The organism is Rhizobium sp. C4 (assembly GCF_021026315.1).
Lineage (GTDB): Bacteria > Pseudomonadota > Alphaproteobacteria > Rhizobiales > Rhizobiaceae > Ensifer_A.
In genome coordinates this window covers 35755-55352 of the sequence record NZ_JAJNCX010000010.1, presented here as the reverse complement: position 1 = coordinate 55352, position 19598 = coordinate 35755, and the positions used below count along the sequence as shown (strand labels likewise).

Sequence of the window (19598 nt, the reverse complement as noted above, 5' to 3'; positions counted from 1 at the left end):
ATGGCGACGAAGAAGACCATGTCGTCGGAAGACCGGATCCTTTGGGGAAAGGTTGCGCGCTCCGTTCGCGCCTTGCCGGGACGCATGGAGTTCTTTGAGGATTTCGAAACGGAAGAAGCCGAGCAGGCCAAAGGCGCCAGCGGCATGCCGGTCTTCAGTCCAAAGGACACCGCCACCACCTCCGTTCCAGCCAGTCCCAGGCCCGAACATCGCCACCACCCCATCGAACGGCCGGTGCAGAAAAAGATCGCCAAGGGTCGTCTCCAGCTCGAAGCCCGCATCGACCTTCACGGGCTGGTGCAGAGCGAAGCCCATGCCATGCTGCTGGGCTTTCTCGTTCATGCGCATGAGCGCGGCCTTCGCCACGTCCTGGTGATCACCGGCAAGGGTTCGTCCATGGGCAGCGAAGGCGCCCTGAAGCGTGCCGTGCCGCTCTGGTTCTCCAAGCCGGAATTTCGTTTCCTGATATCGGGCTATGAAGCGGCCAGCCGCGGCCACGGCGGCGAGGGTGCTCTCTATGTCAGGCTCGCCCGCAAGCCGGGGGACAAGTCATGACCCCCTTCGGCGAGGCGATGCGCGAGCTGCGGCGCAAGAAGGGCGTGACGCAGAAGGAAATGGCAACGGCGCTCGGTGTCTCGCAGGCCTATCTGTCGGCGCTGGAACACGGCAACAGAAGTGCCCCAAGCTTCGATTTCATCCAGCGTGTGGCCGGCTATTTCAACATCATCTGGGATGATCTCGAGGACCTGATGCGCGTCGCCGGACTGTCGCATCCCCGCGTTGTCATCGACACGTCGGGCCTCGATGCGGCCTATACGGCACTGGCCAACCGGTTGGCGCATGAGATCAGAAACCTCGATCCGGAGACGGTTTCCGCAATCGATGCCGTGCTGACCGAAGCGGCCCGGCAGCGGGCCTGAAAAAGCCCCGAAAACTGCCGCTTTCCGGGGAAAAGCGGTCCCACGCGTTTGGTTTGGGCAACAAAGTGCCTATAGTCGAAATGATAAATTCATGGTGATTCGGGCAGATGACGGCGGACCGCTCGTCCTGCCCCGAAACCGGCGGATTAGGTGCCTATTCAAAGGCTCGCCTGCCGCATCGGTCGCCGGTTCATCTGGGAAAGTTTAAATGAGCGAGAATACCGAAATCCAACAGGTTTCCAGCGCCGAGGAATATGGCGCAGACAGCATCAAGGTCCTGAAGGGTCTCGATGCCGTGCGCAAGCGGCCTGGCATGTATATCGGCGACACCGATGACGGCTCCGGCCTGCATCACATGGTCTATGAAGTGGTCGACAACGCCATCGACGAAGCGCTGGCCGGCCATGCCGACCGCGTGACGGTGACGCTGAATGCTGAAGGCTCGGTCACGGTTACGGACAACGGCCGCGGCATCCCCACGGGCATCCACCACGAGGAAGGCGTTTCGGCGGCTGAAGTCATCATGACGCAGCTCCATGCCGGCGGCAAGTTCGACCAGAATTCCTACAAGGTGTCTGGTGGTCTCCACGGCGTGGGCGTCTCGGTGGTCAACGCGTTGTCGACCAAGCTGAAGCTCAAGATTCGCCGCGACAACAAGGTTCACGAGATGAGCTTCACGCACGGCGTTGCCGATGCACCGCTTGCCGTGACGGGTCCATATGAGGGTCGCTCCGGCACGGAAGTCACCTTCCTGCCGAGCACGGAAACCTTCACCAAGACCGAATTCGACTACGACACGCTGGAACACCGCCTGCGCGAACTCGCCTTCCTCAATTCCGGCGTTCACATCATCCTGACCGACAGACGTCATTCGGATGTCCGGGAAACGGAACTGGTCTATGACGGCGGTCTCGAAGCCTTCGTTGCCTATCTCGACCGTTCCAAAAAGCCGCTTGTGCCGAAGCCTATCGCCATCAAGGGCGAGAAGGACGGCATCACGGTCGAAGTGGCCATGTGGTGGAACGACAGCTACCACGAGAACGTCCTCTGCTTCACCAACAACATCCCGCAGCGCGATGGCGGCACGCACCTTGCCGGCTTCCGTGGCGCGCTGACGCGTCAGGTGACGTCCTATGCCGAGACCTCCGGTATCCTGAAAAAGGAAAAGGTGACACTGACTGGCGAAGACAGTCGCGAAGGCCTGACCGCAGTTCTTTCGGTCAAGGTGCCGGACCCGAAATTCTCGTCGCAGACCAAGGACAAGCTCGTCTCCTCCGAAGTCCGCCCCGTGGTCGAAAACCTCGTCAACGAAGCGCTGAACCGTTGGTTCGAGGAACATCCGGGCGAAGCCAAGGTCCTGATCGGCAAGGTGGTTGAAGCCGCTGCTGCCCGCGAAGCCGCCCGCAAGGCCCGCGAACTGACACGTCGCAAGGGTGCGCTCGACATTTCCTCGCTGCCCGGCAAGCTTGCCGACTGTTCGGAACGCGATCCGGCCAAGTCCGAACTCTTCCTCGTCGAGGGTGACTCGGCAGGCGGCTCGGCCAAGCAGGGCCGTTCGCGCGAGAACCAGGCGATCTTGCCGCTGCGAGGCAAGATCCTCAACGTCGAGCGCGCGCGCTTCGACAAGATGCTGTCGAGCCAGGAAATCGGCACGCTGATCACCGCGCTCGGCACCTCGATCGGCAAGGACGAGTTCAACGCCGAGAAGCTGCGCTACCACAAGATCATCATCATGACCGATGCTGACGTCGACGGCGCCCACATCCGTACCCTGCTGCTCACCTTCTTCTTCCGCCAGATGCCGGAACTGATCGAGCGCGGCCATCTCTATATCGCCCAGCCGCCGCTCTATAAGGTAACCCGTGGCAAGTCCTCGCAATATCTGAAGGACGAAAAGGCGTTTGAAGACTACCTGATCAATGCCGGCCTGGACGAATCGGTTCTCCAGCTTGGCAGCGGCGAAGCCCGCGCCGGACAGGACCTGCGTGAAGTCGTCACCGATGCGCTGCGCCTGCGTGCCCTGATCGAGGGTCTGCATTCGCGTTATAACCGGAACGTCATCGAGCAGGCGGCGATTGCCGGCGCACTGAATATCGAGCTGGTCCAGAACCGGGCTGTCGCCGAAAACACGGTTGCTGAAGTCGCTCGCCGTCTCGATCTGATCTCCGAAGAAACGGAACGCGGCTGGACCGGCCATGTGACCGACCAGGGTAACCTCGTGTTCGAACGCATGGTGCGCGGCGTCAAGGAAACGGCTCTCATCGACATGGCGCTTATGGGCTCGGCCGATGCGCGCTATATCGACCAGATGCATACACGCCTGAAGGACATCTACGCCATCCCGCCGGTCCTGCGCCGCAAGGAAGGCGAGACGGAAATCATCGGGCCACGGGCGCTGCTCGACATCATCTTCGGCGCCGGCCGCAAGGGCATCGCCATGCAGCGTTACAAGGGTCTCGGCGAGATGAATGCCGAACAGCTCTGGGAAACGACGCTCGATCCGAACGTCCGCTCGCTGCTGCAGGTGCGGGTGATGGATGCGGTGGATGCCGACGGTCTCTTCTCCCGCCTCATGGGCGATGAAGTCGAACCCCGCCGCGACTTCATCCAGGAAAACGCGCTGAGCGTCGCCAACCTCGATATCTGAGCCGTAGAGGAATCCGGCTTGGACTCCGACAAAGAAAAGCCCGCCTCGATCACTCGAAGGCGGGCTTTCTGTTTCTGTTCGAGGTCGCGAGGCGATCAGGCGACGAAAACGCCGTTGCCGGCAATGGCGGACAGCGGCTTGCGCGGGCTCGGAGCCTCGCGCACCTGCAGGCGTTCCGGAAGCGCTTCCTTCTCGCCGCGCGTGCCGATGGCAACTGCCACTTCGAGACGGAAGGACGAAGGCACGTTGAAGATTTCCATTGCCTTGTCATGCAGCACGCCACCCATGGCATGGGCATGATAGCCGAGCAGATGTGCCTGGAGGGCAAGCGACATCCAGGCAGCGCCCGCGTCGAAGGCATGGCTGTAGAAGGGCTTTTCCTCGCCGGTGTCCGACGTCACGGTCTTCTGCGAGAAGATGAAGACGAGGGCCGATGCATTCGTCGCCCACATGGCGTTGAACTCGACCAGCGCCGAGGCCAGCTTTTCGAATTCCGGGGTGTCACGATGCGCGTAGACGAAGCGCCATGGCTGAGCATTCATAGCCGAAGGGGCAAAGCGGGCCGCCTCCAGGATCGTCATCAGATCCTTGTCGGAAATGGCTTGCGGAACAAAAGAGCGGGGAGACCAGCGGGCGGTAAAGAGCGGATCGACGGGAAGTTCTGACTGACGCGACATATTCAGCTTGCCTTGTCTTGGGGTGAATGACGTCTGATAAACGCCTCGCAAGTCCGGCGGGAGGGGCCGGTCGAGGCAGGCGGACATTAGTGCCAATCCGGCAAAGTTGGAAGAGTGTTGCAGCGCAACAAATGTCACCGATTCGTCATTTCTCAAGGAAAGCGGCCGCTATGCATTGGTGGCGCTTTGTAAGTGGCTGGCTGAATTCGTTGAAAAAAGGCGGCAATTCATCCCTAGTCCTAGACTATAATCTTGATTGTTCGGAAAGGGAAAAGTGCTAGGGTCGAACAATAGTCCGGTGCAGTGCGTTATGACATCTGCAATCCGGCCAGAAAGGCTCTGCTGATGTTCTATCAGATGTATGAATTCAACCATGCGGTCATGGCCCCATGGAGAGCTGCTGCTGACGCCATGCGCGTCGCTTACAGAAATCCCTTCAATCCTCTTTCGCATACGGCTTACGGCCGGGCGATGGCTGCCGGCTTCGAAGTCTTCGAGCGTGCCACGCGCCGCTACGGCAAACCGGAATTCGGCCTGCCGCTGACCGTCATCAACGGCGAGGAAGTTTCGGTTCACGAGAAGATCGTCTGGTCGAAACCCTTCTGCAATCTCCTGCATTTCGAGCGCGTTCTGCCGCCGGGTGCGGAGCGGGGGCCGAAACTGCTGATGGTCGCGCCCATGTCCGGCCACTATGCAACGCTTCTGCGCGGTACGGTCGAGACCATGCTGCCGCATGCCGATGTTTACATCACCGATTGGGTGGATGCGCGCATGGTGCCGCTCCAGGACGGGACGTTCGATCTGGACGACTATATCGACTACGTCATCGAGATGATCCGGCATCTTGGGCCTGATACGCATCTGATGGCCGTCTGCCAGCCCTCCGTTCCTGTTCTGGCGGCTGCCGCCGTCATGGCGATGGATGAGGATCCGAACATGCCGGCCTCCATGACGCTGATGGGCGGGCCGATCGATACGCGCAGCAACCCGACCGCCGTCAACCGGCTGGCGGAAAAGAAGCCGATCGAATGGTTCGCTGACAATGTCATCATGCAGGTTCCGTGGCCGCAGCCGGGCGCCATGCGTCTCGTCTATCCGGGCTTCCTGCAATTGTCGGGCTTCATGTCGATGAACCTTGATCGTCACGTGAACGCGCAGAAGGATTTCTTCTTCCATCTGGTCAAGAACGACGGCGAGCCGGCCGAGAAGCACCGCGAGTTCTACGACGAATATCTCGCCGTGATGGATCTCACTGCCGAATTCTATCTCCAGACGGTGGATACCGTCTTCATCCGTCATGCCCTGCCGAAGGGGGAAATGACCCATCGCGGCCGCCTGATCGATCTGAAGGCGATCACCAAGACCGCGCTCATGACGGTCGAGGGCGAGAATGACGACATTTCCGGCGTCGGCCAGACGGCGGCAGCGCAGACTCTCTGCTCCTCGATCCCCGACAATATGCGCATGCACTACATGCAGCCCGATGTCGGTCACTATGGCGTCTTCAATGGCTCCCGCTTCCGTCGCGAGATCGCACCGCGCATCCTGACCTTTATGAAGGACAATGCGGTCGAAAATCGGGGCCAGACGGTTGAGGAACCGCGCGTGGTCAAGGGCCGCTTTGCCCGCAAGTCAGCCACCTGACATCGATTTCGATTGAAATCCTTGAGCGTTTCGCAGCGCTTATCCGGTTTTGGCCCGGGTCGTCTTGAAAGCGATCCGGGCCTTTCCCACTTCGTAATCAGTGAGATCGCATAGGGCGGTCTCCTTGAAAAACGAGGTTTCTTCAATGAACCAGTCAGCCTGGATCCGTCCGGAATGGAATCCGGCGACCATCGCGCTCATGGTATTGGGTTTTGTGATCTTCTGGCCGCTCGGCCTTGCGATGCTCGCCTATATCCTGTTCGGCGACCGTTTGCATGAATTCAAGCGCGAGGCCAACGCCACCGTCGATCGCGGCTTCGAGACCATGCGCCGCTATACTGGCGGCAAGGGCTTCAGCCAGTACACCGGCACCGGCAATGCCGCTTTTGACGACTGGCGTCGTCAGGAGCTGGAGCGGATCGAAAACGAACGCCGCAAGCTCGACGAGGCACGCGCCGAATTCGATGAATATCTGAGCGAGCTCCGCCGTGCGAAGGATCAGGAGGAATTCTCCCGCTTCATGCGTGATCGCGGCGCCCGCAACAGCGGCAATGCTGCCGGAACGACCGGCAACTGATCCGCTGACGGGATAGCAACAACCGGCCTTTCACGAGAAGGCCGGTTTTTTCGTGCCGGAAGGCCTGCCGAATCGGCTACGGATGCGGCGACCACAACCCAAAGACCGCGATGTTTTTCAGACGAACAAAACCCGCAGAGCCGCAGCAACGGACGGTCAGTGTCGCCGGCCGCGCCATTCCGCTGACGATCCGCAGCGACCGCCGTGCGACCCGGCTGACGCTGCGCATCGAGCCGGGTGGGCGCGCGCTGAAGATGACCGTGCCGCTCGGCGTGCCGATCCGCGATGTCGAGGATTTCCTGCAGCGCCATCACGGCTGGCTCGCCTCGCGCCTTGCCAACCTTCCGAGCGAGGGGGGCTTGGGCGAGGGCGGGCAGATCATGCTGCGCGGCGTCAGCCATCGCATCGTGTCGACCGGCAAGCTCCGCGGCCTGACCCAGAAATCCGCAATTGATGGCGAGCCGGTTCTGCTGGTCAGCGGCGAGCCGCAGCATATCGGCCGGCGGCTGTCGGACTTTCTCAAGAAGGAAGCCCGCCGCGATCTCGAAGAGCTGGCGCATTATCACGCCCGCATCAGCGGCAAGCGGATTTCCTCGATCAGCATGAAGGACACGAAAAGCCGCTGGGGCTCGTGCACACATGATGGCAACCTGAGCTTCTCCTGGCGCATCGTCATGGCTCCGCCGAATGTCATCGATTATCTCGCAGCGCACGAAGTGGCGCATCTGACCGAGATGAACCATGGTCCGCGCTTCTGGGCGCTCTGCGAGAAGCTTTGCCCCGGAACCAAGGATGCCAAAGCCTGGCTGAAACGTCACGGTTCCGCTCTGCACGCGATTGATTTCAGCTGAAAAAGATCGCCCTGATTTCCATCCATTGCCGCAACGCGATCAGTCCATAACGCAATTTGGCTCGACTCTTTTCCCGTTTCATGCGAGTGCCAACAGCCATGACATTCTCGATCAAGATCTGTGGTCTCAAGACGCCCGAGGCGGTGGAACTGGCTGTCCGCCGCGGCGCGACGCATATCGGTTTCATCTTCTTTGCCAAGAGCCCGCGCTATGTCGAGCCGATGGACGCGGCGCGTCTGGCGGACGCTATACGCGGCAAGGCGAAGATCGTGTCCGTGACGGTCGATGCCGACAGCGATTTTCTCGATGAAATCGTCGATCAGCTGAAGCCGGATATCCTCCAGCTTCATGGTCACGAGACCTTCGAAGAGATCCTGCGGGTCAAGGCTTTCTATAATCGCCCGGTCATGAAGGCATTTTCCATCCGCGATGCCCATGATCTCGACCGGATCGATCCCTATATAGGGGTAGCCGATCGCTTCCTCTTTGACGCCAAGGCGCCGGCGGGCTCGCAATTGCCCGGCGGCAACGGGGTTTCCTTCGACTGGTCGCTGCTTGATGCGCTTGACGCCGACTGCGATTACATGCTTTCCGGTGGCCTCAACAAGGACAACGTGGCGGACGCCATTCTGCGCACCCGTTGCACCGGCATAGATGTTTCCTCAGGTGTCGAGAGCGCTCCCGGCGTGAAGGACCTGGATAAGATGAACGAGTTTTTCGATGCGGCCGAACGCGCGATTGCCATGCGCAAGGCTCCTGGGAGTTTGATGTGAACGAGACGCCAAAGCTGAATTCTTTCCGCGCCGGTCCCGATGAGGACGGTCGTTTCGGCATCTACGGCGGCCGCTTTGTGGCCGAAACGCTGATGCCGCTGATCCTCGATCTCGAGGCCGAGTTCAAGAAGGCCAAGGACGATCCGGAATTTCAGGCGGAGCTTGCCCATCTCGGCAAGCACTATATCGGCCGCCCGAGCCCACTTTATTTCGCCGAGCGCCTGACCGCCGAGCTTGGCGGCGCGAAGATCTATTTCAAGCGCGACGAGCTGAACCACACGGGTTCGCACAAGATCAACAATTGCATCGGCCAGATCCTGCTGGCCAAGCGCATGGGCAAGAAGCGCATCATCGCGGAAACCGGTGCCGGCCAGCATGGTGTTGCGTCTGCCACCGTTGCCGCCCGATTCGGCTTTCCTTGCGTTGTCTATATGGGCGCGACCGATGTCGAGCGTCAGGCCCCTAACGTTTTCCGCATGAAGTTGCTCGGTGCTGAAGTGAAGCCGGTGTCGTCCGGCCACGGCACGCTGAAGGACGCCATGAACGAGGCGTTGCGCGACTGGGTCACGAATGTCGACGACACCTATTACATCATCGGCACGGCCGCCGGCCCGCATCCCTATCCGGAAATCGTTCGCGAGTTCCAGTCGGTGATCGGCAAGGAAGCCAAGGAGCAGATGATGGAGGCCGAAGGCCGTCTGCCCGATATGCTGGTCGCTGCCGTCGGTGGCGGTTCGAACGCCATTGGTCTCTTCCATCCCTTCCTCGATGACGAAACGGTCAAGATCGTCGGCGTCGAAGCCGGCGGCAAGGGTCTGGACGGTGAGGAACATTGCGCGTCGCTGACCGCAGGCAGCCCCGGCGTTCTGCACGGCAACCGCACCTATCTGCTGCAGGACAGCGATGGCCAGATCAAGGAAGGTCACTCGATCTCCGCCGGCCTCGACTATCCCGGCATCGGCCCGGAACATTCCTGGCTCAAGGATACCGGCCGCGTCGAATATGTTCCGATCATGGACAATGAAGCGCTGGATGCCTTCCAGATGCTGACCCGCACCGAGGGCATCATCCCGGCACTCGAGCCGAGCCACGCGCTTGCCGAAGTCATCAAGCGCGCGCCGAAGATGGACAAGGACCAGATCATCCTGATGAACCTCTGTGGCCGCGGCGACAAGGACATCTTCACCGTTGGCAAGATTCTCGGAATGGGGCTCTGATCGTCATGACCGCACGTATGGACAAACGCTTTGCCGACCTGAAAGCCGAAGGCCGTCCGGCCCTCGTCACCTATTTCATGGCTGGCGATCCCGATTTCGATACCTCGATGAAGATCATGCAGGCGCTGCCCAAGGCCGGCGCTGACGTGATCGAGCTAGGCATGCCCTTCTCCGATCCGATGGCCGATGGCCCGGCGATCCAGATGGCCGGCCAGCGCGCGCTGAAGGGTGGCCAGAACCTTCACAAGACGATCGACATGGCCCGCCGCTTCCGCGAGACGGATCAGGATACGCCGATCGTTCTGATGGGCTATTACAATCCGATCTATATCTACGGCGTCGAGCGCTTTCTCGACGCGGCTGTTGAAGCTGGCATTGACGGCTTGATCGTCGTCGATCTTCCGGCCGAAATGGATGACGAGCTTTGCATCCCGGCGGTTGCCCGTGGCATCAATTTCATCCGGCTCACCACGCCGACGACGGACAACAAGCGCCTGCCGCGCGTTCTCCAGAACTCATCCGGCTTCGTCTATTACGTCTCGATGAACGGCATCACCGGTTCGGCCCTGCCGGATCCGTCGCTGATCGCAGGCGCAGTCGCCCGCATCAAGGGACACACCGATCTGCCGATCTGCGTCGGCTTCGGCGTCAAGACGGCCGAACACGCCCGCCTCATTGGCGCGTCCGCCGATGGCGTTGTCGTCGGCACGGCCATCGTCAATCAGATTGCCGGCAGCCTGACCAAGGATGGTGCGGCCACGGCCGATACCGTGCCGAGCGTTGAAACACTTGTCAGCGGCCTGTCCACGGGCGTGCATGCAGCGCGTCTCAAGGCCGCCGAATAACAGGCAAAGACCAGCACAAGGAGTTTAGGCCCATGAACTGGCTGACCAATTATGTTCGCCCGCGCATCAACTCGATGCTCGGCCGCCGCGAAGTTCCGGAAAACCTCTGGATCAAGTGCCCGGAAACGGGCGAGATGGTCTTTCACAAGGATCTCGAAGAAAACCAGTGGGTGATCCCCGCATCCGGCCACCACATGAAGATGCCCGGCAAGGCGCGTCTCGCCTGGCTGTTCGACAACGGCCAGTATGATCTGATGTCGCAGCCGAAGGTGGCGCAGGACCCGCTGAAGTTCCGCGATTCCAAGAAATACAGCGACCGCCTCAAGGACAGCCGCGCCAAGACCGAGCTTGAGGACACGATCCTTGCCGGCGTCGGCACGATCCAGGGCGTCAAGGCCGTTGGCGTTGTCCATGAGTTTGAATTCATGGGCGGCTCGCTCGGCACCGCTGCCGGCGAAGCGATCATCGCAGCCTTCGAAAAGGCAATTGCCGAAAAGTGCCCGCTCGTCATGTTCCCTGCGTCCGGCGGCGCGCGCATGCAGGAAGGCATTCTCTCGCTGATGCAGCTGCCGCGCACGACGGTTGCCGTTGAAATGCTGAAGGAAGCTGGTCTTCCCTACATCGTCGTTCTGACGAACCCGACGACCGGCGGCGTGACGGCCTCCTACGCCATGCTGGGCGACATCCATATCGCCGAGCCCGGCGCTCTCATTGGTTTCGCTGGCCGCCGCGTCATCGAACAGACCATCCGCGAAAAGCTGCCCGAGGGCTTCCAGACGGCGGAATATCTCTACCAGCACGGCATGGTCGACATGGTCCTGCACCGCCACAAGATCCCGGAAACGATCGGCCGCATTCTCTCGATGCTGGCTGAAGGCGTGAAATCCAAGGCGGCTTGAGAAAATCACCCCCGTGAGCAAAGCCGCGCTGGAAATCGACAAGTTGATGACCCTTCATCCGAAGGGTTTCGATCTCTCACTGGGTCGAATCCGCCGTCTTCTTGATCGGCTGGGCAATCCCGAAAAACGCCTCCCGCCGGTCATTCACATTGCCGGCACGAACGGCAAAGGGTCGACCTCCGCCTTCTGCAAGGCCCTGCTGGAAAGCAAGGGTCTGTCCGTCCACGTCCATACCTCGCCGCATCTCGTCAGCTGGCATGAACGCTATCGGCTTGGCCGCAAGGGCGGACGGGGGGAGTTTGTCGATGACGAGACGCTGGCTCATGCCATTCGTCGCGTCGGCGATGCCAATGCGGGCGAATATATCACCGTCTTCGAAATCCTGACCGCGGTCATGTTCGTGCTTTTCGCCGAGCACCCGGCAGACGCTGCTATTGTTGAAGTCGGGCTTGGCGGTCGTTTTGATGCGACCAACGTGATCGAGGGCCCTGCGGCCTGCATCATTACCTCCATTTCGCTCGACCATGTCGCCTATCTCGGTGATCGTGTGGAGCTGATCGCCGCCGAGAAGGCCGGCATCATGAAGCGCGGCCGCCCGGTCGTGATCGGCTATCAGGCCGAAAGCCCGGCGCTCGACGTTCTGGTCGAGACCGCGGAGCGTCTCGGCTGCCCGCATTCGGTTTTCGGCCAGGACTATCTCGCCTTCGAGGAATTCGGTCGCCTGGTCTATCAGGATGAATTCGGCCTTTCCGATCTGCCGCTACCGCGGCTTCCAGGCCGCCACCAATATGGCAATGCTGCTGCCGCCATTCGCGGCGTCAAGGCGGCAGGCTTCGAATTGGACGACGCGACCATCGCCCGCGCCCTCAAATCCGTTGAATGGCCTGCCCGCATGCAGCGACTGCCAGAGGGCCGGCTTTCCGGCTTCGCGCCGGCGGGGTCCGAAATCTGGCTCGATGGCGGGCACAATCCGGGTGCCGGCGTCGTCATCGCGGAAGCGCTTGCCGAGCTGGAAGAAAAGCAGTCGCGCCCACTTTTCATGATAGCCGGCATGATCAACACCAAGGATGCCACCGGCTATTTCCGCGCATTTACCGATCTGGTCGAGACCGTCTTCACCGTCCCTGTCGATCAGTCCGAGGCAAGCGTCGATCCGGTGGCGCTCGCAACCGATGCGCAGAATGCCGGCCTCATGGCCCGCCCGCGGTCCTCGGTCGAGGAGGCGTTGAGAGAAATCGCCAGTCTGGGCGAGCCTGGAGAGGAACCCCCACGCATCCTCATCGGCGGTTCACTCTATCTCGCCGGCTCGGTGCTCAGGGACAACGGTACGCCACCCCAATAAAAAAGGCCCGGTCTAAGCCGGGCCTCTTGCAATTCACATCGTTGCCGAAATCAGGCAGCGCCGTTGATCCATGCCGACAGCTGCGACTTCGGGCGTGCGCCGGTCAGCTGGTCGGCGAGTTCGCCGCCCTTGAACATGGCGAGCATCGGAATGCCGCGAACGCCGAAGCGCGCTGCGATTTCCGGGTTTTCATCCACATTGATCTTGGCGATCTTCACCTTGCCGGCGAGTTCCGTCGACAGCTCTTCGAGAGCCGGCGCGATCATGCGGCAGGGGCCGCACCATTCGGCCCAGAAATCAACGACGACCGGCTCGGCGGACTGCAGAACCTCGGTCTGGAAATTGGCATTATCGACCTTGACGGTGCCCATGGGGAAACTCCTGAACGAATCTAGTTATTCCATCATGTATGCTTGCATGCAGATAATTCAATCCCTTTCCTGCACGCTCGCCGTTTAAACGACGCGCGCGCCGAAAAGGCCGAGTTCCGCCAGCGCATCGTCGAGCATCGCGGCCGACAGGCAGAAGCCGTCGCCGGATGTGGTGAAGATCAGCCGGCATTCGATCGCCCGGTCGGGATAGAGCGGGCGCAGGATTTCGCGATAGATCGCAAGCTGTGCAACATAGGGTCGCGAGATCTCCTCAAGCCGCTTCGGCGGAGCGCGATCCGTCTTGAAATCGGCGATAATCACCCGATCCTTCTCGACGGAGAGCCGGTCGATCCGCCCGGCGACGGAAAACTGCCGCTCTGCAGTGGCCAGAACACCCATGAGATTGGCCTCGGCCCGGGCTGTCGCGCCGAAGAGGCTGGCAAAATCCGGATTGTCCAGAATGGCAAAGACCTGCTCCAACGCGAGCTGCCGATCCTCGTCGCGCCAGTCGGCTGCTGCGCGCGAAAGATAGCGCTCGGCCGCGGTCTTCCGTTCAGAGATCGCGATGTCGGGCAGAACCTGGAACAGCCGATGGATCATCTTGCCGCGCTTGATGGCAAAGCTCGCCTTCTCCGCCTCGTCGAACAGCTGGGAACCCGGCGCCGGACGCGGGCCGACGCCTTCGAGCTCTGCCGCAGCGCCCGAGGGGCTGAGCGGACGGGGCAGGCGGGCCTGTTGCGGCAGGGGCTTCAGGAGCGAGGCGGGCAGGTGGAATTCGCCTGCCGTGCGGGCCAGTTCGCCGTGGCGCTCCAGATCGCGAAGAGTTTCGCCGGACGTCCAGACAAGGCCGTTCCACTCCTCGGTCCGGGTCTTGAAAACCGTCTCGCGGCAGCGTTTTTCATCGGCCGCGAGCGTCGACCAGACGAGCTTGTGCCAGCAATCGGCAATCTCGCGCTTCTTGCGATGGCCACAGATGATCAGCCGATCGGCCGCACGCGTCATGCCGACATAGAGAAGCCGGCGATATTCCTCTTCCGCCAGCCCCTTGCGCCGCGCCGCGTCGTCCTCCGTCAGTGAGACGCCCAGCGATGAATCCGGCAGCCAGACCGGAAGAGGCGGCTGGTCCTCGCCCTGTTCGATGATCCGAAGCTTCGGCATGTGATTGGCGTTGAACGGCGCGCTGCCGTCATCGACGAGAAAGACGATCGGCGCTTCGAGCCCCTTGGACGCATGAACCGTCATGATCCGCACCTCGTCACGCCCCTTGTCCTGCTCACGCTTGACGGTGGGCGGATCAAGCTCCAGCGCCGAGATGAAGGATTGCATGCCGGGCAGACCCTTGGCTCCATGGTCGAGCGCCAGCGCCAGAAACTCGTCCAGCACATCGGTCACCTCGGTACCAAGGCGCGCAAAGAACTTGCGCCGCCCGCCCATGGGGCCGAGAATCCGGGAAAAGAAGTCGAACGGGTTTTGCCTGTCGGCCAGTCGTCGCCAGGTCTCGATCAGATCGACGGCTTCGGAGAACAGAGCGTTTCCATCGCCGGCCAGGGTCCGAAAGCGCTGCCACAGGCTTTCCCGCTTGTCTCGACCGGCCGCCGCCAGCATCAGGTCTTCCTCGGAAAGACCCATCAGCGGGGATTTGCTCAATGCCGCGAGAGACAGATCGTCATCCGGCAAAAGCATGAAACGGCCAACGGCCATGAGGTCCTGGATGGCGATATGACGGGTGAGGACGAGGCGGTCCGCGCCACCCACCGGAATTCCGTTTCGCGATTTCAGCGCGCGCGTCAGCGCATTGACGAAGCCGTCGCGCTTGCGCACTAGAACCAGAATGTCGCCCGGCCGGATGGGCCGCGCCTTGCCATCCTCGACAATCGTTTCACGACCGATCCATCCCGCAATCGTATCGGCAATGCGCCGCGCAAGGATGGCGGGCGGCGTGGTTTCCGGCGTCGCGTCGAAGGGCAGCGTCCAGTCGTCCTCTTCGACGCTGTCGGCGGGCGCGATCATCTCCCAGACTTCGGTAAGGCCCGGATGACCTATGCGGCTCGACTGATGCACGACCGCATCGTCGCCTTCACCAAGCCCGCGCCGGTTCTCAGGGGTCGAAAACACCTGGTCCACGGCGCTCAGCACATGGCTCGTCGAGCGGAAGGAAAGCGGCAGGCGGATGGGACGGAATTCCAGTTCCGCCGCCTCGGCCATGGCCCTCGCATGCCGGCCTTCACTCGCCAGCTTTTCCGGCCGGGCGCCCTGGAACGAATAGATCGACTGTTTTTCGTCGCCCACCGCAAACAGCGTGCGATAGACGTTGCGTGCGGATTTGCCGGCGAAAAATTCCTCCGACAGAGCGCGGATGATGCGCCACTGAACGGGGCTCGTGTCCTGCGCTTCATCGACCAGAATATGGTCGATGCCCTGGTCCAGCTTGTAATGGATCCACGGTCCGGCATCGCTGCGGGTCAGAAGCGTTGCCGCGCGCGAAATCAGATCCTCGAAGTCCATATAGCCGAGCCGGCGCTTGAGGTCTTCGTAGTCATGCACCAGACGCTCGGCAATCATCAGTGCTGCAGTGCTCGCCTCCAGCAGATCAAGCTTGCGAAGTGCATCCAGATGTTCGCTGACATGGGCTATCATGTCGGCGACGCGTTGCTCCAGCGTCGGGTCCTGCTTCAGCATCGCCGCGTTGTAGAAGGCCTGGTTGCCGCGCGGCGATCCGGTCTGGGTGTAGGCAAAGGCGCGAATGGCCTCAAGACGCTTGTGGGGATCGGTCTCGGTCAGAACACTTGCCAGCCGCTCGACGCTTTCCAGAACCTTCGCGCCGCCAGCCTGCCGTCCAAACTCCAAGTATGCCGTAGCATCAGGGCCGCTGAATCCGGGTAATTCGCCGAGTGCCGCCTGTCCGACATCCCGCGTATAGTGTTCGGCCAGACCGAGCTTGCGACGAAGCACGCGTCCGTAGCTGCCATCGCGCGCGCCGCGCAGGCTTTCGGTCAGCAGACTGCGCTGCGAGACGATTTCGCCGATCAGCGTTTCAAGCCCGCTATCCGACCCATAGTCCATCACGGTCGCAAAGGCAGAAGCAAGCTCGGCATCGTCTTCGGCTGTTGCGGCGACCAGCAGGTTTCGCCGGACGTCTGCAATCAGATCGGACGCGGCACGCTCGTCGAGTACGGTGAAGTGCCCGGCGACATTGGCCTCCAGCGGAAACTGATGCAGCAGCGCCTCGGAGAAGGCGTGGATCGTCTGGATCTTCAGCCCGCCGGGCGTTTCCAGCGCCCGGGCAAAGAGCCGCCGCGCTTCAGCGAGCATGACAAGGCTGGGTGCCTTGCCTTCCATCACCTCGATCTCGCGGGAGAGTGTTGCGTCATCCAGCAGCGCCCATTTCGACAACGTCCGGAAGACGCGGTTCGACATTTCGGAGGCGGCCGCCTTGGTATAGGTGAGGCAGAGGATGGCCGACGGCCGCGCACCGGCAAGAAGCAGGCGGATCACGCGCTGCGTCAGCACATGTGTCTTGCCCGAGCCGGCATTGGCCGACACCCAGGCAAGTGCTGTCGGATCCGACGCTAGCCCCTGGCGCCGCGTCGTCCAGCCGATCGCGTCGCGCGGATCCGAGGGCATCGGCTCGGTGATCGGATCAGGCATCGGCGTCCCCCTCGTCATTGTCTTCGCCGGAGGCCCATTCGGCAACGCGGGCGAGGTGGTCATAGTCTCCGGCAAACGCCGCAGTCTCCGGCAATACGCGGGAGAGAAAGCCGCGCTTGCCGGTCTTCAGCATGGTCAGCAGCTTGACGAGTTCGCGCGCCGCATCCTCCGCCAGCTGTGCGGAGGTCTTGGACGGTGTCTTCGATCGCGAACTTGCCGGATCGCCGTTGATGGTCTCCGTCTTGAAGCGGTCGCCGGGGCGAAGGCGCACATAGATGAGATCGCCGGGTTCGCGCGCGCCGACATCGGCAAAGCCCCCCGCCTGCAGGGCGGCAGCTTCCAGCGCCAGCTGCGGGTCGATCAGCGTGCGGGCCTGTTTCAGCGAGGGCGAGCTGCCGGTCTTGTAGTCGATGATATCGGCCACACCGCCGCGGGTGATATCGATCCGGTCGGCAAAGCCGGTGAGCAGAAAGCCACCGGGGAGGTCCATCGCCGCTTTCGCTTCGGTGAAGGAATGGCGAAGTTCCGCCTGGCGTTTCTTTTCCCAATCGAGAAAGGCTCGCGCCGTTTCATCAAAGCGCGGTCGCCACGTCGCCTCGATATGGGCGGGCAGGTCTGCCTCGGCAAAGGCACGGTCGGCCAGATCTGTCATCGCGGCGGCGGCGGTTTCGCTGTTCGGGTCGATCCTTTCCCCGACAAAGGATTCGATGATCGCATGGTAAAGCGTGCCGCGCTCTGCCGGACCCGGATCGGCATTGAACGGATCGACTGGATCGAGGCGGAGAATGCGTCGGGCATAGACGGAATATGGGTCGCGCCGGAGCTTGCCTGCCTCGGAGAAGGAATAGCGATCTGGGATAAGGGCGGCGTCCGGCCGCGGCTCGGGTCGCTGCGCCAAAGGCTCCCGTTCGCCTTCATCGATCAGTGCCGCACAGCGCAGATAATAGTCTCCGCGTTCGCGCATCTGTTGCGTCAGGGCGGGACCGGCAATGGCGGTCAGGCGCTGCAGAAAACGCGAGGCGACGGAGGGCGCGCTGCCGGACCGCAAAGCCCGCGAATAGATGACATTGGGCATGCCGCTTGCCATCTGGAAGTCATGGGCGATCTGGCCTGCACGCCGTTCCGGCGGCTCAAGTCCCATCCGGATCTTCATGATGCGCGACAGAAACGGGTTCGTGCCGGCCTGCTGCGGCCAGGCGCCCTCGTTCATGCCGCCAAGAACAATCGTATCGACATGCTGGAGGCGTGCTTCCTGCGTGCCCCAGATGAAGACGCGCGGATGGCTCATCGCGCGCGGCTTGACCGCGACGCCGGAAACCAGCGCATCGAGCACGCCCGCCCAGTCTGGCCCGGTGAGCGCCAGACCACCCGGCGCCTCCATCACCCCGGAGAGCAGATCGGCGAGCGCCTCGCCGGCTTCGCCCGTCCATAGCGACGAGACGTCGCCGGCCTCGTCTGCGACAAGCGCCTCCAGCGCACGCCCGGTCCGCTCGGCCCATTCGCCCGTGCCGCGGGTGATCGTCAGCCCTTGCCCCGGCATGCGCCGCACCAGCGCCTCGACAAGAGGCTCGACCGCCGCAGCCATCCTGTCCGCAACGTCGAGCGCGAGCGTAAGGTCGCTTGCCGAGAGCTTCGCCCGCCAGGCTGGCTCATGATGCGACGCGGCGGCGCGCTCCGTCTGGGCTTGCAGGAGGGGTGCGAGCGTTGAAATATCGACCGCGCCCGTGCCGCCGCGCAAGGCGTGGACTTCCAGCAGGCGTGCCGCCTTCGCGATCGTCTCTGCCGGTAATCCGAGCCGGGTCAGCGGATGCTTCAGCAGCGACACGATCGGCACTGGGTCGCCGGGAAACAGGGTCGATTCGACCAGCAGCTTCAGCAGCGTCCCCTGCGGTGTCGCGTTCAGCGGCGTACCGGCACTGTCGTCGGCCTCGATACCAAAGCGTTCGAGCTCGGCGACAACCCGTCGTGCCAGTCCGCGGTCCGGGGTGATCAGCGCCACCTGGCTGTCTTCGGATTGCGATGTATCGAGCGCCAGTTTCAGCGCCACCGCAATACCCGTCGCCTCCAGCCGCTCGTTGGCCGCTTCGATCAGCGCCACGTCTGAGAAGGCTGCGGCCATCGCCTCTTCGCCGATCGCAGCCTTCAGTTCCGGCCAGAGATGGGTCGAGGCCGACGGTGCCAGTGCCAGAGAAACCGCCCGTGCTCGGGTATCGATGGCGTGCTCCGCACTGCCATAGGGGATGACATCGTCGCGTTTCAGATGCAGTTCGTCGAGCAGGCGGGCGAGGCCGAATTGCGGATGGCCGAAAATGGTCGGGTCTATCCCTGTTCCGTCAGCGGCGGGATTGAGCGCAAGACAATCCCATTGTGTCTCCGGCATCCCGATGTCGAGCCCGGGAAGCACCACCGCGCCCTCCTCAAGCTGGCTCACTGCATCGATCAGCCGGGCTGTGGCCGGCAGCGAACCGGTGGAACCAGCAACAATGACCGGCCCCTTGTGGATCGTCGTTGCCAGCCGCTCGACTTCGGCTTTCAGGATGGCATTGCGATGCCGCGAGGCGGACGAGGCATTCAGCTCCTCAAGCCGCGCCGGCCAGTAGACATGCGCAATCTTCAGGAATTCCAGTGTCAGCTGCCACCAAGAGGCATAGTCTTGGGTGTCCAGCTTGTCGAGATTGCTCCATTCGATCTCCGCGGTCTCGACCTCGCCGATCAACGCGATCAGTTCCTTGGCAAGCCAGACCGCATCCGCCGGGCTTGCCGGCGCAATCACCGGGGCGCCGCCATGGAAATTGACGACCGCTTCCGGCAGGCTGTTGCGCCACACGGTAATCAGCCGCGCCAGCTCCAGCGCTGCCGCAACCGGGCCGATCGGGGGCAGGAGGTCCAGCGTCTCCGGCAGGCTCGCTTCAAAGAAGCCGCTGTCGTCATCGGTTTCGCCGAGCGGGCGGATGGTTGGCAAAATGGCGGAGCCGTGCCTGAGCAGCAGCGCGAACTCCGAGCGCAGCACGCGCGCAGCACGCCGCGTCGGCACGAAGACGGTCACGTCGGCGAGCCTCTCCGGCTCGTCCGGATCGAAGGCGAAGCCCCCGACGATCTCGCCCTTGAGGATGCCCTCCGCAAGCGTCCGCAGAAAGGCGGGGCCGGGCGGGATGGTGAGAACACGCTTCTGTCGCCGCGCCATGGC

The 19598-nt window shown here is 62.2% G+C and carries 15 protein-coding genes; 11 read left to right on the top strand and 4 right to left on the bottom strand.

What is annotated here, in order from left to right; translation table 11 throughout:
- The 3 genes from LQK84_RS17095 (at position 1) to gyrB (ending at position 3567) form a co-directional block, all read left to right on the top strand.
- The gene (locus LQK84_RS17095) at positions 1 to 555 is read left to right on the top strand and encodes a Smr/MutS family protein (protein WP_230829940.1); all 555 of its coding nucleotides are present in this window, start codon (positions 1 to 3) and stop codon (positions 553 to 555) included.
- Complete coding sequence (locus LQK84_RS17090) at positions 552 to 920, top strand: helix-turn-helix domain-containing protein (protein ID WP_230829939.1); 369 nt, start codon at positions 552 to 554, stop codon at positions 918 to 920. The genes LQK84_RS17095 and LQK84_RS17090 overlap by 4 nt, the downstream gene beginning before the upstream one ends.
- Before the next feature lie 208 nt (positions 921 to 1128).
- A complete protein-coding gene (gene gyrB, locus LQK84_RS17085; protein ID WP_230829938.1) occupies positions 1129 to 3567 on the top strand; it encodes a DNA topoisomerase (ATP-hydrolyzing) subunit B in 2439 nt (812 codons plus the stop codon).
- Between the two features lie 95 nt (positions 3568 to 3662).
- Here the strand turns inward: gyrB and LQK84_RS17080 are convergent, their stop codons facing one another.
- Positions 3663 to 4244 (bottom strand): nitroreductase family protein, encoded by a 582-nt coding sequence (locus tag LQK84_RS17080; RefSeq protein ID WP_230829937.1) that lies wholly within the window; start codon positions 4242 to 4244, stop codon positions 3663 to 3665.
- A gap of 345 nt (positions 4245 to 4589) precedes the next feature.
- On the opposite strand from LQK84_RS17080, the gene LQK84_RS17075 reads away from it, so the two are divergent.
- The 8 genes from LQK84_RS17075 to LQK84_RS17040 all read left to right on the top strand — a co-directional run bounded on the left by LQK84_RS17075 (position 4590) and on the right by LQK84_RS17040 (position 12392).
- The gene (locus LQK84_RS17075; protein ID WP_230829936.1) at positions 4590 to 5888 is read left to right on the top strand and encodes a polyhydroxyalkanoate depolymerase; all 1299 of its coding nucleotides are present in this window, start codon (positions 4590 to 4592) and stop codon (positions 5886 to 5888) included.
- Positions 5889 to 6033: 145 nt separating this feature from the next.
- Entirely contained in the window at positions 6034 to 6465 is a 432-nt protein-coding gene (locus tag LQK84_RS17070) for a DUF2852 domain-containing protein (RefSeq protein ID WP_230829935.1), read from the top strand.
- 110 nt (positions 6466 to 6575) lie between these two features.
- Entirely contained in the window at positions 6576 to 7316 is a 741-nt protein-coding gene (locus LQK84_RS17065; protein ID WP_230829934.1) for a M48 family metallopeptidase, read from the top strand.
- A 98-nt stretch (positions 7317 to 7414) separates the two neighbouring features.
- Positions 7415 to 8089 carry a phosphoribosylanthranilate isomerase gene (locus LQK84_RS17060; protein WP_230829933.1) on the top strand — a complete coding sequence of 225 codons (675 nt, stop codon included), beginning with the start codon at positions 7415 to 7417 and terminating at the stop codon, positions 8087 to 8089.
- A complete protein-coding gene (gene trpB, locus LQK84_RS17055; protein WP_230829932.1) occupies positions 8086 to 9306 on the top strand; it encodes a tryptophan synthase subunit beta in 1221 nt (406 codons plus the stop codon). Before LQK84_RS17060 ends, trpB begins: the two co-directional genes overlap by 4 nt.
- Before the next feature lie 5 nt (positions 9307 to 9311).
- A complete protein-coding gene (trpA, locus tag LQK84_RS17050) occupies positions 9312 to 10151 on the top strand; it encodes a tryptophan synthase subunit alpha (protein WP_230829931.1) in 840 nt (279 codons plus the stop codon).
- 32 nt (positions 10152 to 10183) lie between these two features.
- Positions 10184 to 11050 carry an acetyl-CoA carboxylase, carboxyltransferase subunit beta gene (gene accD / locus LQK84_RS17045; protein WP_230829930.1) on the top strand — a complete coding sequence of 289 codons (867 nt, stop codon included), beginning with the start codon at positions 10184 to 10186 and terminating at the stop codon, positions 11048 to 11050.
- A 46-nt stretch (positions 11051 to 11096) separates the two neighbouring features.
- Positions 11097 to 12392 carry a bifunctional folylpolyglutamate synthase/dihydrofolate synthase gene (locus tag LQK84_RS17040; RefSeq protein WP_230830066.1) on the top strand — a complete coding sequence of 432 codons (1296 nt, stop codon included), beginning with the start codon at positions 11097 to 11099 and terminating at the stop codon, positions 12390 to 12392.
- Positions 12393 to 12442: 50 nt separating this feature from the next.
- On the opposite strand, the gene trxA is transcribed toward LQK84_RS17040, so the two are convergent.
- From trxA to addB, 3 genes are all read right to left on the bottom strand, one after another.
- Positions 12443 to 12763, bottom strand: coding sequence for a thioredoxin (gene trxA, locus LQK84_RS17035; protein ID WP_230829929.1), 321 nt, complete (start codon positions 12761 to 12763; stop codon positions 12443 to 12445).
- A gap of 84 nt (positions 12764 to 12847) precedes the next feature.
- Positions 12848 to 16411 (bottom strand): double-strand break repair helicase AddA, encoded by a 3564-nt coding sequence (gene addA, locus LQK84_RS17030; RefSeq protein WP_230829928.1) that lies wholly within the window; start codon positions 16409 to 16411, stop codon positions 12848 to 12850.
- The gene (gene addB, locus LQK84_RS17025; protein WP_230829927.1) at positions 16404 to 19595 is read right to left on the bottom strand and encodes a double-strand break repair protein AddB; all 3192 of its coding nucleotides are present in this window, start codon (positions 19593 to 19595) and stop codon (positions 16404 to 16406) included. Before addB ends, addA begins: the two co-directional genes overlap by 8 nt.
- Between the last annotated feature and the right edge of the window lie 3 nt (positions 19596 to 19598).